15 protein-coding genes are annotated in these 16220 nt (G+C 31.3%); 7 read left to right on the top strand and 8 right to left on the bottom strand.

Going from position 1 to position 16220, the window contains the following annotated elements; all coding sequences use genetic code 11:
* Nucleotides 1-291: 291 nt before the first annotated feature.
* Nucleotides 292-1188, bottom strand: coding sequence for a T9SS type A sorting domain-containing protein (locus ACEQT4_RS11340; protein WP_370227763.1), 897 nt, complete (start codon nucleotides 1186-1188; stop codon nucleotides 292-294).
* A gap of 627 nt (nucleotides 1189-1815) precedes the next feature.
* Between ACEQT4_RS11340 and ACEQT4_RS11335 the strand changes: the two genes are divergently transcribed.
* The gene (locus ACEQT4_RS11335; RefSeq protein WP_027880304.1) at nucleotides 1816-2274 is read left to right on the top strand and encodes an RNA methyltransferase; all 459 of its coding nucleotides are present in this window, start codon (nucleotides 1816-1818) and stop codon (nucleotides 2272-2274) included.
* Nucleotides 2275-2301: 27 nt separating this feature from the next.
* Entirely contained in the window at nucleotides 2302-3186 is an 885-nt protein-coding gene (era, locus tag ACEQT4_RS11330) for a GTPase Era (RefSeq protein ID WP_106676615.1), read from the top strand.
* Nucleotide 3187: 1 nt separating this feature from the next.
* On the opposite strand, the gene ACEQT4_RS11325 is transcribed toward era, so the two are convergent.
* Nucleotides 3188-3685: a GTP-binding protein gene (locus ACEQT4_RS11325; protein WP_370227760.1), complete on the bottom strand. Its 498-nt coding sequence runs from the start codon at nucleotides 3683-3685 to the stop codon at nucleotides 3188-3190.
* A 110-nt stretch (nucleotides 3686-3795) separates the two neighbouring features.
* On the opposite strand from ACEQT4_RS11325, the gene der reads away from it, so the two are divergent.
* Complete coding sequence (der, locus tag ACEQT4_RS11320; RefSeq protein ID WP_027880301.1) at nucleotides 3796-5103, top strand: ribosome biogenesis GTPase Der; 1308 nt, start codon at nucleotides 3796-3798, stop codon at nucleotides 5101-5103.
* Between the two features lie 115 nt (nucleotides 5104-5218).
* Nucleotides 5219-8002 carry an outer membrane beta-barrel protein gene (locus ACEQT4_RS11315; RefSeq protein WP_370227758.1) on the top strand — a complete coding sequence of 928 codons (2784 nt, stop codon included), beginning with the start codon at nucleotides 5219-5221 and terminating at the stop codon, nucleotides 8000-8002.
* Between the two features lie 158 nt (nucleotides 8003-8160).
* On the opposite strand, the gene ACEQT4_RS11310 is transcribed toward ACEQT4_RS11315, so the two are convergent.
* The 6 genes from ACEQT4_RS11310 to ACEQT4_RS11285 form a co-directional block, all read right to left on the bottom strand.
* Entirely contained in the window at nucleotides 8161-8637 is a 477-nt protein-coding gene (locus tag ACEQT4_RS11310) for a YgcG family protein (RefSeq protein ID WP_370227756.1), read from the bottom strand.
* A gap of 92 nt (nucleotides 8638-8729) precedes the next feature.
* Nucleotides 8730-9551 carry a YgcG family protein gene (locus ACEQT4_RS11305; RefSeq protein ID WP_370227754.1) on the bottom strand — a complete coding sequence of 274 codons (822 nt, stop codon included), beginning with the start codon at nucleotides 9549-9551 and terminating at the stop codon, nucleotides 8730-8732.
* On the bottom strand, nucleotides 9548-9991 hold the full coding sequence (locus ACEQT4_RS11300; protein WP_370227752.1) for a TPM domain-containing protein: 444 nt from the start codon (nucleotides 9989-9991) through the stop codon (nucleotides 9548-9550). Before ACEQT4_RS11300 ends, ACEQT4_RS11305 begins: the two co-directional genes overlap by 4 nt.
* A 3-nt stretch (nucleotides 9992-9994) precedes the next feature.
* Nucleotides 9995-10582, bottom strand: a complete 588-nt coding sequence (locus ACEQT4_RS11295; protein WP_106676626.1) for a LemA family protein — start codon at nucleotides 10580-10582, stop codon at nucleotides 9995-9997.
* A 12-nt stretch (nucleotides 10583-10594) separates the two neighbouring features.
* Nucleotides 10595-10924, bottom strand: a complete 330-nt coding sequence (locus ACEQT4_RS11290) for a MerR family transcriptional regulator (RefSeq protein ID WP_370227750.1) — start codon at nucleotides 10922-10924, stop codon at nucleotides 10595-10597.
* Nucleotides 10924-11895, bottom strand: a complete 972-nt coding sequence (locus tag ACEQT4_RS11285; RefSeq protein ID WP_027880294.1) for a M23 family metallopeptidase — start codon at nucleotides 11893-11895, stop codon at nucleotides 10924-10926. Before ACEQT4_RS11285 ends, ACEQT4_RS11290 begins: the two co-directional genes overlap by 1 nt.
* 172 nt (nucleotides 11896-12067) lie before the next feature.
* Between ACEQT4_RS11285 and alaS the strand changes: the two genes are divergently transcribed.
* The 3 genes from alaS to ACEQT4_RS11270 all read left to right on the top strand — a co-directional run bounded on the left by alaS (nucleotide 12068) and on the right by ACEQT4_RS11270 (nucleotide 16217).
* Nucleotides 12068-14683 carry an alanine--tRNA ligase gene (gene alaS / locus ACEQT4_RS11280; protein WP_370227748.1) on the top strand — a complete coding sequence of 872 codons (2616 nt, stop codon included), beginning with the start codon at nucleotides 12068-12070 and terminating at the stop codon, nucleotides 14681-14683.
* A 17-nt stretch (nucleotides 14684-14700) separates the two neighbouring features.
* Nucleotides 14701-15666 carry a GSCFA domain-containing protein gene (locus ACEQT4_RS11275; RefSeq protein WP_370227746.1) on the top strand — a complete coding sequence of 322 codons (966 nt, stop codon included), beginning with the start codon at nucleotides 14701-14703 and terminating at the stop codon, nucleotides 15664-15666.
* Between the two features lie 77 nt (nucleotides 15667-15743).
* The gene (locus tag ACEQT4_RS11270) at nucleotides 15744-16217 is read left to right on the top strand and encodes a YbjN domain-containing protein (protein WP_223076122.1); all 474 of its coding nucleotides are present in this window, start codon (nucleotides 15744-15746) and stop codon (nucleotides 16215-16217) included.
* The last annotated feature ends 3 nt before the right edge of the window (nucleotides 16218-16220 follow it).

The following is a 16220-nucleotide window of genomic DNA, read 5'->3' as shown; positions in this document are numbered from 1 at the left end:
ACAAGTATTATCAATCGTATAATTTCTAATATCTAATAATTAAAATTAGATATCATTTAATTTCAAAAATAATAGAAGTAATAGTTTTTATTTTACGGTAATCCGTAATTGGGTTATTGTTAATAGCTGAGGTAAATATATAAAAAACAACTTTTAATTATAAGATAAAAGCTACAAAATAAACCAAGTAATCAATATAACTAGGTACAATATGAATTTTAACTCCTAGAAAAACCAAAACAAAAAAAGCGGATCATCGATCCGCTTTTTAAAAAATTTAGAATTAAAATATTACTCTTTAATAAGTTTTAAAGTTTTGCTTTTTCCTTTAGATTCTATTTGAATTAAATAAATACCAGCTGGTTGATTTAATTCAAACTTAAAAGTAGAGTTGTTAATATTATCTTTTTTATAAACAACTTGACCTAAAGTATTGATGACTTTAATTTTTGTGTCTTTAGCGTTACCTAATTTTAAATTTACTGTTCCTTTGGTTGGGTTTGGATATAAAGAAAAATTAGCTTGAATACTGTTTTTTTCTATACTCAAAGCATCTGGCATAGAAAAATCTAACTCGTCCACCATTAAAAGAGAAATCGAGCTAGAGTTACCACCAGTAAATCTAATTTCATCAATTGTTCCCCAATCACTATTAAAAGTTAATACGCCACCATTAGCAGCTGGGTTTGCATCTTTTGTATAGCTAACAGAACCATTTGTGTCACTTACAGTAAAATCTATATTATCTGTAGCAACAACAGCTCCATCTCTATATCCTGTAATAGTTGCAGTAAAGGCGTAACCATTTGCAGGGTTTTTAGCAGACATGTCTGCTTCCATAGATTCTATTTTAAATTCAGATCCATCTGCACTTCCTATTCTATAATCAAAAGCACCAATGTTTGGGCCATTAACAGTGCCAGAATTATCGATGTTAAATAACATTCCTAGATCTGAAGGTATTGGAGTAATTATAAAATCAGATGGTTCAGATAAAGACGCCATTTGACTTATTGAAGTTGGAGAAATTTGCTGAAATCTAATTCCGTTGGTAGTGTAATCAAGTCCTCTTAAAGAAGGTGCTAATCCGTCAAAATTTTCATCATTTACTTGTGCTAAAAGTGATGTAGAAGAAATTAGCGCTAAAGCTAAAAGTTTAGCAATTTTGTTTGGGTAGTTTTTTTTCATAAGTAGTTTTTAAGTAGGTTAATAGTGATGTTTAAAACTGGGGTAAATATAGATAAATTAAAGCTGTAGTTTTTAATATTTCGATGTATGGTAAAAAAGAAAAATAAAAATCCAGATTTTTTTGTTTCAAAAACATTTCAAATCATAACAAAAAAAGACATTAAAAATATTTTTTGTGGTTAACTAAACGTAACCAAGGTTAACCAAAACTTAACCAAAAACTCAATTTTGGTTAAATTTATAAATAGCTGATATTTAGTTGTTTGTGTTTTCATGCAGTTCTCTAAAATTTTAACCAAACCTAACCAAGGTTAACCAAAAAAAGTGTAGATTTGTGTATAAATTTATTGTATAACAGAGGTGCCAAACCGGCAACAAAAAGTGCATACGTTTTTGCATACGGTTTTTTATACGGTACGCTGGGAAGCCTTGTAAATAGGGGTGTTAGAGATTTTTTGTTTAAACTCATAACCTGAGGTTTTTTAATGATAATTACTTTCAATTTTATTTGCAATATTTAGTTCTAAATTATTAGCTTTCTTTATAAAAAAATCGAATACTTTAAAGTCAAATTTACCTTATAGATAGCTTTTTTAATGTTGCTAATAAAAAAGTTACTTTTGCAGTATGATTGATAATTTTGAAAACGAATTTTTTGGTATTGGTATCCTTAACGGAAAAACACCAGAAAACCTTGGTGTATTATGGCGATCTGCCCAAAATTTAGGAGCAAGTTTTATTTTTACAATAGGTAATCGTTACGCCAAACAAGCTTGCGATACGCATAATGCTGTAAAATCTATGCCTTATTTTCATTATGAAAATTTTGAAGAGTTTTATAAAAACTTACCTAAAGGGGCAAGATTAGTTGGTGTAGAATTAACTGAAGAAGCAGAATCTTTAGAGACCTTCCATCACCCAAGACGCTGTGTTTATTTGTTAGGAGCAGAAGATCACGGATTATCAAACGCAGCAATAGAAAAAAGCCATTTTTTAGTTAAATTTAAGTCGCAATTAAGCTTAAATGTATCGGTTGCAGGAAGTATTGTGATGTATGATAGAGGAATAAACAAACCAAGGTCGTAACTTTGCACTTTAAAACAATAATTACACATGAGTCATAAAGCAGGTTTTGTAAATATAATTGGTAATCCTAATGTAGGTAAATCTACATTAATGAATGCTTTTGTAGGAGAAAAACTATCCATTATCACCTCTAAAGCACAAACAACAAGACACCGTATTTTAGGAATTGTAAATGGTGAAAATTTTCAAGTAGTATTAAGTGATACACCAGGAATTATAAAACCAGCTTACGAGCTGCAATCTTCTATGATGGATTTTGTGAAATCTGCTTTTGAAGATGCAGACGTTTTAGTGTACATGGTAGAAATAGGCGAGAAGGAATTAAAAGATGAAGCCTTTTTTAAAAAAATAACCAATTCTAAAATTCCTGTGCTATTATTAATAAATAAAATTGATACATCAAATCAAGACCAGTTAGAAGCACAAGTTAAGCTTTGGTCAGAAAAAGTACCAAATGCTTTAATTTATCCAATTTCTGCATTAGAAGGTTTTAACGTAAAAGAAGTTTTTGAGAAAATTATCGAGTTGCTTCCAGAAAGTCCAGCATTTTATCCAAAAGATCAATTAACCGATAAGCCAGAACGTTTTTTTGTAAATGAAAACATTCGTGAAAAAATTCTTCTAAACTATAAAAAAGAAATTCCTTACGCAGTAGAAGTTGATACAGAAGAGTTTTTTGAAGAAGAAAACATAATCCGTATGCGATCTGTAATTATGGTAGAGCGCGAAACTCAAAAAGGAATTATTATTGGTCATAAAGGTAGCGCCTTAAAAAAAGTAGGTGTAGAAGCAAGAAAAGACTTAGAGAAATTTTTTGGCAAGCAAGTACATTTAGAACTTTATGTAAAAGTGAACAAAAATTGGAGAAGTGATCAAAGACAACTTAAACGTTTTGGGTATAATCAAAAGTAGATTATTCATCTAAAACATCACTCATAAATGTGTAAAGTTGTGTCATTTCATCTTGATTAGCGTTTTTACTAAAACTACCAGCAAAGTACAGTACAAACCACAAAATAATCATTAAAAGCATACCCCAAATTTGTAGGTAGTAATCGGTTTTTAAAGCATAATTAGAATATGCCCATATGGCAAATGCAATAAAAAAACCAGCAACTGCAAAATGAAAAAACATAAACATAGTCCAAACCGTTGGATTGGGTCCAAAAAGACCATAAAGCAAGCTTTTATGTTCATTAGTTTCGTTAATCTCTAAATGTAATTGTGGCGTCCAAAACCGTTGTTTAGCTTTTGGAAATTTTATAAAAACATGATCATCAACTCTAGAGACTACAAACTCTTTTTGAGATGTTTTTTTAGCTTCAAAAGCATTTAAAACAGAAATATTGTCTTTATTTAATTCAATTTTAAATCGTGGTCTTAAAATGACTTCGTTTAAATTTTCGTTCATAATTAATTCATAATAAACTAAAATACTGTTTTTTATTGAATAGTAAATAGTTTAAACACTACCTTTGCACTCGCTTGCAGGATATGTAATGCAGATTAAAACATAAAGATATGAGTAATATTGTTGCTATAGTAGGAAGACCAAACGTAGGAAAATCCACTTTTTTTAATAGATTAATTCAACGTCGCGAAGCGATTGTAGACGCAGTAAGTGGTGTAACTAGAGATAGACACTACGGTAAAACAGACTGGAATGGTCGTGAGTTTTCATTAATCGATACAGGCGGATATGTAGTTGGTAGCGATGATATTTTTGAAGCTGAAATCGATAAGCAGGTAGAACTGGCTATTGATGAAGCAGATGCTATTATTTTTATGGTAGATGTAGAATCTGGTGTAACAGGAATGGATGAAGATGTTGCACAATTACTTCGTAAGGTTAAAAAACCAGTGTTTTTAGTTGTTAATAAAGTTGATAACGGAAAACGTGCCGAAGATGCTGTAGAGTTTTATAGCTTAGGACTTGGCGATTATTATACAATTGCCAGTATAAATGGTAGTGGTACAGGTGATTTATTAGATGCTTTAGTCGAAGCGTTACCAGAACCTAAAGAAGACGAAAGAGAAGAAATCTTACCAAGATTTGCAGTTGTTGGTCGTCCAAACGCAGGTAAATCTTCTTTTATAAATGCTTTAATCGGTGAAGATAGATATATCGTTACCAATATTGCAGGAACAACTAGAGATGCAATTGATACAAAATATAATCGTTTTGGTTTCGAATTTAACCTAGTTGATACTGCAGGAATACGTAAAAAATCTAAAGTAAAAGAAGATTTAGAATTTTACTCTGTAATGCGAAGTGTAAGAGCTATAGAACATTCAGACGTGTGTTTATTAGTGGTAGATGCAAATAGAGGATTTGACGGACAAGTTCAAAATATTTTTTGGTTAGCAGAGCGAAATAGAAAAGGAATTGTAATCCTTGTCAATAAATGGGATTTAGTAGAAAAAGACCATAAGTCAACCGTTCAATTTGAAAAATATATAAAAGAACAAATTGCACCTTTTACAGACGTACCAATTGTATTTATTTCTGCATTAACGAAGCAACGTATATATAAAGCTATAGAAACTGCTGTAGAAGTCTATAATAACCGTGCAAAACGTATAAAAACTAGCGAGCTTAACGAAACGTTACTTCCAATTATAGAAAGTTATCCGCCACCAGCTTACAAAGGTAAATTTGTAAAGATTAAATACATTATGCAATTGCCAACGCCACAGCCACAATTTGCATTTTTCTGTAATTTACCACAATATGTACGTGATCCTTACAAAAGATACTTAGAAAATAAACTAAGAGAAATTTACGATTTTAAAGGTGTACCAGTAAGTGTATACATGCGAAAAAAATAATTTATTTAAATTTTAAGTTTATTTTAAGAGCTTAAATACTACAACAAGTATATTTTCGTTTTTTTAGAGTTAGCATTCCTAACAAGACATGCTATTATCAATCAAAAACAACCAAATGCGTAAATTACTTTTTGCAGTAACTATTTTATGTAGTTTACTTTCGTTTAGTCAATCTAAAGACTTTAAAATTTCAGGAAAAATTGTAGCCGAAGAAGATAATACACCTTTAGAAGCAGCAACTGTTTATTTAGAAAGAGAAAAAGACAGTAGTCTTGTTTCCTATACTATTTCAGATAAAGAAGGAAGTTTTCAATTAGAAGATAAAACATCAGATCAAAATTTAAACCTTCTAGTTTCTTATGTTGGTTATCAATCTTACAAACAAAAGGTAGCTATAAACAAAAATAATATAGAGTTAGGTGAAATTAAACTAAAAGTTAGCAGTAACGCATTAGAAGAAGTTTTAATTAAAACATCAGCTCCAGTAACCATTAAAAAAGATACTTTAGAGTTTAATGTAAAGTCTTTTAAAACCAAAAAAGACGCAACAGTAGAAGATTTACTAAAACAATTACCAGGTGTAGAAGTAGATGAAGAAGGAAAAATTACCGTAAACGGAAAAGAAGTAAACCAAATACTAGTAAACGGTAAGCCGTTTTTTGGTAATGACCCGTCAATTACAACAAAAAACTTAACTAAAGAAATTATTGAAAAAATTCAAGTTGTAGATACAAAAACTAAAAGTGAAGCTTTTACAGGAGAAGAAGGTGATGCCGAAAATAAAACCATAAATCTGACTATAAAAGAAGAAAACAATAAAGGTGTCTTTGGTCGTGTTGCAGCAGGAGCAGGAACAGATAAACGCTACGAATTTGCAGGTATGTTTAATCATTTTAATAACGACCAAAGGTTTAGTGCGTTAGTAGGTGGTAACAACATTAACTCTCCAGGATTTAGTTTTGGAGAAATAGAAAAAATGTTTGGAAGTGGCGGTAGTACATCATGGAACAGTAATGGCTCTTTTAGTATTAACGGAAGACAATTTGGAGGCGGACAAGGTATTACGACCTCAAAATTAGCAGGAGCAAATTTTGCAGATAATTATGGCAAAGCATTAGAAGCATCTGCAGATTATTTTTACTCAGGAAGCAGCTCAGAAAATGAATCTAACTCTCAAAGAGAAACTATTCTGTCAGACTCTAGGTTTTTTACAAACTCTAGATCAAGATCTGTAAGCGAATCTAATTCGCATACCGCAAATGCAGATTTTGAAATTGAAATAGACACTACGTTTATGATTAACGTTAGACCTCGTTTTTCTTTCACCAAAACTAACACAGATTACGTAAGTAACGACGAAACTTTAGACGAAGACCAAGTACTGACAAACCAATCATCATTAAACTCCTTTGTAGAAAATCAAGCAAATAATTTTACAAACGAAATTAGTGCAACCAAAAAGTTTGGAAACAAAGGTGCGTTTTTAAGATTAAATTTAGATAATAGTATAAACAATAACGAAAGTGATGACTACATAAACTCAGTTGCTGAAGTTTTTGGAACAAACCCAGAAACTATTGTTAGGGATCAATTTACAGATGGCGATAATAATAGTACAAATTTAAGAGCAGACTTAGAGTATAGATTACCAATAAAAGCAAAAGAAATCTTTGTGAAGTTTGGTTATCAATATCAAAATAATAAAGATGAAAATAAGCAGAGTACATTCGATTTTAATAACGCTACAAATGCTTATGATGATTTTAATCTAGCATTAAGTACAGACTTTGAGTATACAGATACAAGAAACTCACCAGGTATAGAGTTAAGTATTAGAAAAGAAAAATGGTTTGCAAGATTTGGTGCAGATTATGTAGCAAGAACCTTAAAAAATAACGATGGTTTAAGACCGCAGTTTAATGTAGAAAGAGACTTTAAAGCTGTAGAGCTTAACTCTAGCTTTAGATATAGCTTTAGTAAAAACTCTACAGTATATGTTAGTTATAACTTAAGTAATAGACCGCCAGCACTAAGACAACTTCAAGCTTTTGAAGATGTTTCTAATCCTTTAAACACAGTAATAGGTAACCCAAACTTAAGTCCTACAAACTCTCATAGTGTTTACGCTAACTTTAACTCGTTTAATTGGCAAGAAAAAACAGGTTTCTTTTTCTATTCTAATTTTACAATAACTAATGATGCTGTAGTATCAAGAACAACCATTGATCCAGAAACTTTAACAAGAATAACAACTTACGATAATGTAAATGGTAACAAAAACGGATATTTTGGTGGTAGTTTCAGAAAGAAATTCAAAATAGATTCTTTAAGAAGTTTTAGAGCTAGAGTAGGTATGTGGGGAAATTTTTCTGAAAACATAAACTATAATAACGATGTACAATATTCTAGTAAAAGATTGGGCTTTAATCCAAACTTAGGGTTTGATTACATCCATAATAATGTGTTTGAATTTAGACCACGTTACCGTATATCGTTAACAAATAATAAATACGATATTGATGCATTTGAAGACAGAAATTTTACATCTCATAATTTAGATTTAAATACTGCATTTTTCTTGCCTAAAGGTTTTGAATGGCGAAACGATATAGCATATAATTACAATCCAAATGTTGCCGAAGGATTTCAAAAAGATGCTTGGTTCTGGAATGCAAGTGTGTCTTATTCAGTGCTAAAAGACAAAGGATTGCTAACCTTAAAAGTTTACGATTTATTAAACCAAAACACCAACGCAAGACGTACTGCAACTTTAGATTATATAGAAGACACGCAAAGTACCGTTTTAAGGCAATATTTTATGCTTAACTTTAGTTGGAAGTTTAACAGCATAGGTCCAAAAGGAGAAAGTGGAGATAGCAGTATGTATTTTATAGATTAATGTCATTTATTTAGCGTTAATAAATGTCATTTCGACAGAGCGAAGAATGAGCGACGAGAAATCTCTTTAAGAGAAGATTCATCTTCATTCTTTGTTATTTTAATTAAAAATGAAAGTCAAGAAATATGATTTTTAAATAAACTATTTAGTTTATCTAATTAATACCATTTAGTCTTAATCGAATCTAAAACCTGCCTCACACCATTATAATACAGCTTATTTTTAAAATTCGGTATTAGTGTAGATTCAATTAAATGATAACAAACACTATCGGTTAAAACCAATTCTGTACCATAACCCGTAGCAAAAGCAACTTGTTTATCACTTTTAGCAATTAAAAGTAATAGACCATTGTTTTTATCTGCTTTTCCTATACCTAAGTTTTGAGCAATATTTGTCGCATGTCTAAGTGCTTTTGTGTTTGCAGGTAAAGAATCTATGGTCATTACACAAATTTCATTAGTAGTTAATTTTTCATAATTTAAAATGAAATTAGTAAGCGAATCCTCTTCTACTGTAGAAAATACATTAGCATAATCTTGAACAACTGCTTGATTATGTTTTAAGGTTTGCTTAGGTTTTGTTTTACAAGAAATACAAAAAACGAAGGCTAATACAAAAGTGAAATATTTCATCTAAAGAATTTATATTGAAATTTAGAACTAGTTGAAATTGAATTTGTTGTCTGCTAATGAAACTAAAAATACGATCGCGACTGTAAACCGTACTACCAACCACCAGAAGCGCCACCGCCGCCAAAACCGCCGCCACCAAAACCGCCGCCAAAGCCACCAGAACCAAATCCGCCACCAGAAGATCCTCCAAATCCACCAGAGCTACGTCTGTAGCCACCACGACCAGAATTGCTTAAAATAATGGCTTCTAAGATGTCGCGTGTGCTATTTCCGCCACCACCAAAATGATCGCCATTACCACCATTGCGTTTGTGTTTTGATATAGAAATAAGAATAATTATAAAGATGATAATCAAAAAGAAAATGACACCAACAGGAAAACCACCACCAGAACTTTTTCTTGTACCTTGATATTCGCCTTTTAAGACTTCAAAAATAGCATCTGCACCTCGATTTAAACCGCCATAATAATCATTACGTTTAAAGTAAGGGATTATGTCTCGCTCAATAATTCTGCGTGACATTGCATCGGTTAATAAATGCTCTACGCCGTAACCCGTTGCAATCATTATTTTGCGGTCATCTCTGGCTAATAAAATAAATATACCATTATCTTCTTTAGCTTGACCAATTCCCCATTTATGCGCCCATTCTGTTGCTAAATAATTAATATACTCGCCTTTTGTAGATGCAATTACAGCAACAACAATTTGTGTAGAAGTACTATCAGAGTATTTAACTAGTTTGTTTTCTAGTGTGTTTTTTTCTGATGCAGATAATAAGTTTACGTAATCATAAACACTAGTTTGAAAGTCTGGTTTTTCAGGAATTTCAAACTGAGCAAATCCAAAACTAAACGATAATAGTGCTAAAATAAATACACTGTTTTTTATAAACTGTTTACTTATTTTCATCCTTTAGAAATCGTATTGGTTAACTCATTTGTGTCGTCATCTTCAATAGGAAAATGCGCTTTTAATTGCTCTCCAGCGTGTATAATGCCATCAACAAGACCTTGTTTAAAGTTACTGTTTCTAAAATGATTTTGAATAATATCTTTTGTCTCGTCCCAAAAGTTATTAGGTACTACTTTGTTAATACCTTGATCACCGTAAATGCTAAATTTATGATCGTCTACAGCAACATAAATTAAGACACCATTTCGGTTTTTGGTGTTGTGCATTTTTAAAACAGAAAACACTTCTAAAGCACGTTCTTCAAGATGTGCATTACAAGTGTTTTCTATATGAACTCGTATTTCTCCAGACGTGTTTTTTTCTGCTAACTTAATAGCATCAACAATGTCTTGTTCTTCGTTGGCTGTTAAAAAAGATTCTACGTCTAGAGGTATCATGTTTTATTTAAAATCAAATTCTACATCAGGAGCTTTTTCACTTCCTTCTTCTGCTTCAAAATAAGCTTTCTTCTCAAAACCAAACAAACCAGCAAGTAGATTGTTAGGGAAAGTTCTTATATGTTTATTATAAGGTTTTACCGTTTCATTAAATCTATCTCTTGCTACATTAATTCTATTTTCGGTACCTTCTAATTGACTTTGTAGTTCTAAAAAATTTTGATTAGCCTTTAAGTCTGGATAACGTTCTACAGTTACTAATAATCTAGATAAAGCACTGCTTAAACCGCTTTGTGCTTGATTGAATTGTTGTAACTGTTCTGGAGTAATATTTGTTGGGTCTATATTTATAGATGTTGCTTTTGCTCTGGCATTAATTACAGACTCTAATGTACTTTTTTCAAAATCTGCTGCGCCTTGCACTGTTTTTACAAGGTTGCCAATTAGGTCGCTACGTCTTTGGTAAGAGCTTTCTACCTTAGCCCATGCTTCTTCTACATTTTCTTCTAATCCTATTGTCGAGTTGTATACTCTTACTCCAAAAATAACTGCTAGTGCAATTAAGATAATTGGTACAAGCCATTTTTTCATGATATGTTGGTTTTAAAGTTGTTCTTTTAGTTTTATAAGTTGGTTTTTTACACTTTCTAATTTAGCGATTATTTCAAAATTATCTAGTGTTTTTTTCTTTTCTTCTTTTAAATGGATTTTTGCTCCTTCCAAAGTAAACCCGCGTTCTTTTACCAAATGATAAATAAGCTGTAAATTTTTAACGTCTTCTGGTGTGAATTTTCGATTGCCTTTAGCGTTTTTTTTGGGTTTTAAAACTTCAAATTCTTTTTCCCAAAAGCGTATTAAAGACGTGTTTACATCAAATGCTTTGGCGACTTCACCAATAGAATAATATCTTTTTTCAGGTAAATCAACTATCATTAGTCTAAAGATTGGTTTTCTAAAGATGCACGTTCTAATAATTTGCTAAACTCTTCAGGAGTTAAACTACCGTAGTAGAAGTTTATTGGGTTAATACGTTGGTCATCTTTAAAGATTTCGTAATGTAAATGAGGTGCTTCACTACGACCAGTACTACCTACAAAACCAATTAAATCTCCGCGTTTTACTTTTTGGTTTTTTTGTACATTATACTTGTAAAGATGTGCGTATAAGCTAACATAACCATAACCATGGTCTATTCTAATATGTTTTCCGTAACCAGAACTATTGCTGTCTGCTCTTACCACAACACCATCTCCAGAAGCATAAACAGGTGTGCCTCTTGGTGCAGTAAAATCCATTCCCCAATGCATTTTACGTTGTTTAGTAAATGGGTCAGAACGCATACCGTAACCAGAAGCCATTCTGGTTAAATCTTTATTGTTAACTGGTTGTATTGCCGGTATAGATGTTAATAGTTTTTCTTTTTCTTCAGCTAAAACAGCAATTTCATCTAAAGATTTAGATTGCACTACAATACGTTTTAAAAGTTTATCAATACGTTTGTTGCTATTTATAATTAATTCAGAATTATCAAAACCTTCAAGTTTTTTGTAACGGTTTACACCACCAAAACCAGCTTTGCGTTGTTCTTCTGGTATTGGATTGGCCTCAAAATATAATCTGTAAATGGTATTGTCTCGCTCTTCGATGTTGGCTAAAACAGTTTCGGCTTGACTCATTTTTTTATTCAACAATTCGTATTGAAATTCTAAGTTTGCCAACTCGCGTTTTAAAGCCTTTTCTTTAGGCGATTCTATGTAATGACCGGCTATAAAAACAAGTAAAAAGCTAAATAAAACACTAGCTAAAAGAAACAATAAGATGAACTTAAATGTACGTCTTTTTTTACGCTCTATTTTTTTATATGAAAGCGTTTCAGAATCATAATAATATTTTACCTTACTCATTCCTTAATTTATACTATTTTTGCTGTTAAAAATATGATTTAAGTTGGGCTTTAATCAAAACAGTAACGAGCAAACTTACAAAAATATTTCAGTTTAAATTTAAGTAAATAAAACTAAAGTCTTTTATTTTAGTGTAAAACGCTTTAAAAAAGGCAAGTATTAAAATATAAATATGAATTCTCAAGACATTCGTTCTACTTTTTTAGATTTTTTTAAAAACAAAAAGCATAGCATTGTGCCTTCTGCACCAATGGTTTTAAAAGATGATCCAACCTTAATGTTTGTTAACTCGGGTATGGCACCTTTTAAAGAATATTTTTTAGGTAATGCACAGCCAAAAAATAATCGTATTTCAGATTCTCAAAAATGTTTAAGAGTATCTGGTAAACATAATGATTTAGAAGAGGTTGGTTACGATACCTATCATCATACTTTGTTTGAAATGTTAGGTAACTGGTCGTTTGGCGATTACTTTAAAAAAGAAGCAATTGCTTGGGCTTGGGAATTATTAACCGAAGTTTATAAAATAGATAAAGACATACTTTACGTTACTGTTTTTGAAGGTAGCGATGATGCAGATAACTTAGGTATGGATACCGAAGCTTATGATATTTGGAAAGAATATATAAGCGAAGACCGAATTTTAAAAGGAAATAAAAATGATAACTTTTGGGAAATGGGCGATCAAGGACCTTGCGGACCTTGTAGCGAAATTCATGTAGATATTCGTTCTGCTGAAGAAAAAGCAAAAGTAGACGGTAAGTCTTTAGTTAACGAAGATCATCCGCAAGTGGTAGAAATCTGGAATCTTGTCTTTATGCAATACAATCGTAAAGCAGATGGAAGCCTAGAAGAATTACCAAACAAACATATCGATACAGGTATGGGATTTGAGCGTTTATGTATGGTATTACAAAACAAAACCTCAAATTACGATACAGATGTATTTACACCGTTAATTAGAGAAATTGAAACCATAACGCATAAAGATTATGGTAAAGAAGATAAGGTAGATGTTGCCATTCGTGTTATTTCTGATCACGTTCGTGCTGTAGCATTTTCTATTGCAGATGGGCAATTACCAAGTAATAATGGTGCAGGTTATGTTATTAGACGCATTTTACGTCGTGCAGTACGTTATGGCTTTACTTTTTTAGATAAAAACGAACCTTTTATTTACCGATTAGTTAATGTTTTAGTTGAAAAAATGGGACAAGCATTCCCGGAACTAAAAGCTCAAAAACAATTAATAGAAAACGTAATTAAAGAAGAAGAAACTTCGTTTTTACGTACGTTAGAGCAAGGTTTAACAATTCTAGATCGTATTGTTGAAACTGCTAAAGGAAAAGAAATTTCAGGTTCTAAAGTATTTGAGCTTAAAGATACTTATGGTTTTCCTGAAGATTTAACCGATTTAATTTTACGTGAAAAGGGATTCACTTACAATAAAGAAGACTATAAAAAACGTCTTGAAGAACAACAATCTAGAGGAAGAAAAGCATCAGAATTAAAATCTGACGATTGGACCATTTTAATTGAAGACGAAGAACAAGAATTTGTTGGTTATGATACTTTAGAAACTAACGTAAAAATCACTAAATATCGTAAAGTCACCTCTAAAAAAGATGGAGAGATGTACCAATTGGTATTTAACTTAACGCCATTTTATGCAGAAGGTGGAGGACAAGTTGGTGATAAAGGGTATTTAGAAGATCAGCATGGCGATGTGGTTTACATTTTAGACACAAAAAAGGAGAATAATGTAGCGATACATTTAACTAAAAATTTACCCGCTAATATTACAGAGAAGTTTAAGGCAACTGTAGACGCTAAACAACGTTACAGAACCGAGTGTAATCATACAGCAACACACTTATTACATCAAGCACTACGCGAAATTTTAGGTGATCATGTAGAGCAAAAAGGAAGTGCAGTGCATAGTAAATACTTACGTTTTGACTTTTCTCATTTTTCTAAAATGACTGTGGAAGAATTACGTGACGTAGAAAACTTTGTAAACGCAAGAATAGAAAGTAAATTACCGTTGCAAGAACAACGTAATGTACCAATGGAAAAAGCGTTAGAAGAAGGCGCTATGGCATTATTTGGTGAAAAATATGGAGATGCAGTGCGTACTATAAGATTTGGACAGTCTATAGAATTATGTGGTGGAACACACGTAAATAATACAGCAGATATTTGGCATTTTAAAATCGTATCAGAAAGTGCTGTTGCAGCAGGAATAAGACGTATAGAAGCTATAACAAACGATGCTGTAAAAAGCTATTTTCATGATAATAATCGTGCGTTTTTTGAAATGAAAGATTTGCTTAATAATGCTAAAGAACCAGTTAAAGCACTTCAAAATTTACAAGAAGAAAATACAGCCTTAAAAAAACAAATAGAGCAGCTGTTAAAAGATAAAGCTCAAAATATAAAAGGACAGTTAAAATCTGAAATTAAAGAAATTAATGGCGTTAATTTCTTGGCTAAAAAATTAGATTTAGATGCATCCGGAATTAAAGATTTATGTTTTGAATTAGGTAGCCAATTTGATAACCTGTTTTTATTATTTGGAGCAGAAAATAACGGTAAAGCAATCTTATCTTGTTATATCTCTAAAAACCTAGTAGAAAGTAAAGGTTTAAACGCTGGAACCATTGTTAGAGAGTTAGGTAAGCACATCCAAGGTGGCGGTGGCGGACAACCATTTTTTGCTACTGCAGGTGGTAAAAACCCTGATGGTATTAATGCTGCTTTATCTGCTGTAGAAGCTTATTTGGCATAATCTGCTTTTATAGATATATGAACTTACAAACCAACATACCACTTCAGGTTATACCTAATAACCAAATAGATTATAACTCTAAAGTGGTATTGTTAGGGTCTTGTTTTGCAGAAAACATTGCCGAAAAATTTAACTATTATAAGTTTCAGTATACTGTTAATCCTTTAGGTATTTTGTTTCATCCTTTAGCGATTGAAACTTTAATAAAAAAAGCATTAACCGATCAGATATTTACTGATAAAGATGTAGTATTTAATAACGAACAGTTTCATTGTTTAAATGCACATTCAATTTTTAGTAATCATTCTAAAGAAGAACTTCTTTCTACATTAAATGATACGATAGTTGATGCTAAACTTAAACTTAAATCAGCTTCACACATAATTATTACATTAGGAACTGCTTGGGTATATCGTTTTCTAGAAACTCAACAAGTTGTGGCAAATTGTCATAAAATCCCGCAGAAAAACTTCAAAAAAGAATTACTATCACCTGTTCAAATAGAAAAAAGCCTACAAAGCTTAGTCTCATTAATTAGTCTAGTTAATCCTAAAACTCAATTTATTTTTACAGTATCTCCTGTTAGGCATATTAAAGATGGTTTTATAGAAAATACAAGAAGTAAATCGCACTTAATTACTGCTATTCATGAGTTTTTAAGTAAAAATCATCAGTCCCAAAAACATAACTTAAACTATTTTCCTTCTTACGAGATTATGATGGACGAGTTAAGAGATTATAGGTTTTATAATCAAGATATGTTACATCCAAGTCCATTAGCAGTAGATTATATTTGGGATAAGTTTTTAAATACTTGGGTTTCTTCTAGTGCAAAATCAACTATGGAAGACGTCGAAGCTATCCAAAAAGGGTTGTCTCACAAACCTTTTAACGCCTCTTCAGAAGCGCATCAGCAGTTTTTACTTCAGTTAAAAAAACGTAAAGAAACACTTAAAAAATCTTTCCCTTTTATTGATTTTTAGTAAAATACGCCAAATGACGTATTTACATTTTTGTTGTTTTATTTCAATTTTGAATCATAATTTAAAATCGAAACAAAATGAAAACTTTAAAACAACTAATGTTGCTTTTTTTAATGTGTATAGCAACGCAATCCTTTGCTCAAGGACAATTATCATCTCCAGATAATGTAACACCTAAATACTTAGAAACTATTTTTGAGAATGCCTACATGGATGTGTTGGACGTTAAAGACACGTTTATAAAAATAAAAGATAGCCAAACAATGTACTTAGATATCGATCCTAAACAAAGATATATAAGTATTAATAGTGTTTATACTGTAAAAAAAGGCGCTAAAAAAGACGAAATTTTAGAGGTGTTTAATACCGTAAACAAAGAAGTGATAATGATTAAATGTTATTATAACGAGTCTGCTCATACGGTATCATTCTACTATTACTTTTGGATAGATAATGGGTTTTCTGACAAAACCTTTGTAAGTGCTGTAAAGTTATTTCAAAGCGGAGTAACGTTGGCTTTACAAAAAGATGTAAATAAGACTGTGTTTTAATTA

This window comes from Mesoflavibacter sp., assembly GCF_964226795.1.
Lineage (GTDB): Bacteria > Bacteroidota > Bacteroidia > Flavobacteriales > Flavobacteriaceae > Mesoflavibacter > Mesoflavibacter zeaxanthinifaciens.
This window is presented reverse-complemented; position numbering and strand designations above follow the sequence as displayed.

Coding starts and splice junctions, on each gene's coding strand:
- ACEQT4_RS11340 (WP_370227763.1), bottom strand. CDS start 1,188: ATGAAAAAAAACTACCCAAACAAAATTGCTAAACTTTTAGCTTTAGCG.
- ACEQT4_RS11335 (WP_027880304.1), top strand. CDS start 1,816: ATGATTGATAATTTTGAAAACGAATTTTTTGGTATTGGTATCCTTAAC.
- era (WP_106676615.1), top strand. CDS start 2,302: ATGAGTCATAAAGCAGGTTTTGTAAATATAATTGGTAATCCTAATGTA.
- ACEQT4_RS11325 (WP_370227760.1), bottom strand. CDS start 3,685: ATGAACGAAAATTTAAACGAAGTCATTTTAAGACCACGATTTAAAATT.
- der (WP_027880301.1), top strand. CDS start 3,796: ATGAGTAATATTGTTGCTATAGTAGGAAGACCAAACGTAGGAAAATCC.
- ACEQT4_RS11315 (WP_370227758.1), top strand. CDS start 5,219: ATGCGTAAATTACTTTTTGCAGTAACTATTTTATGTAGTTTACTTTCG.
- ACEQT4_RS11310 (WP_370227756.1), bottom strand. CDS start 8,637: ATGAAATATTTCACTTTTGTATTAGCCTTCGTTTTTTGTATTTCTTGT.
- ACEQT4_RS11305 (WP_370227754.1), bottom strand. CDS start 9,551: ATGAAAATAAGTAAACAGTTTATAAAAAACAGTGTATTTATTTTAGCA.
- ACEQT4_RS11300 (WP_370227752.1), bottom strand. CDS start 9,991: ATGATACCTCTAGACGTAGAATCTTTTTTAACAGCCAACGAAGAACAA.
- ACEQT4_RS11295 (WP_106676626.1), bottom strand. CDS start 10,582: ATGAAAAAATGGCTTGTACCAATTATCTTAATTGCACTAGCAGTTATT.
- ACEQT4_RS11290 (WP_370227750.1), bottom strand. CDS start 10,924: ATGATAGTTGATTTACCTGAAAAAAGATATTATTCTATTGGTGAAGTC.
- ACEQT4_RS11285 (WP_027880294.1), bottom strand. CDS start 11,895: ATGAGTAAGGTAAAATATTATTATGATTCTGAAACGCTTTCATATAAA.
- alaS (WP_370227748.1), top strand. CDS start 12,068: ATGAATTCTCAAGACATTCGTTCTACTTTTTTAGATTTTTTTAAAAAC.
- ACEQT4_RS11275 (WP_370227746.1), top strand. CDS start 14,701: ATGAACTTACAAACCAACATACCACTTCAGGTTATACCTAATAACCAA.
- ACEQT4_RS11270 (WP_223076122.1), top strand. CDS start 15,744: ATGAAAACTTTAAAACAACTAATGTTGCTTTTTTTAATGTGTATAGCA.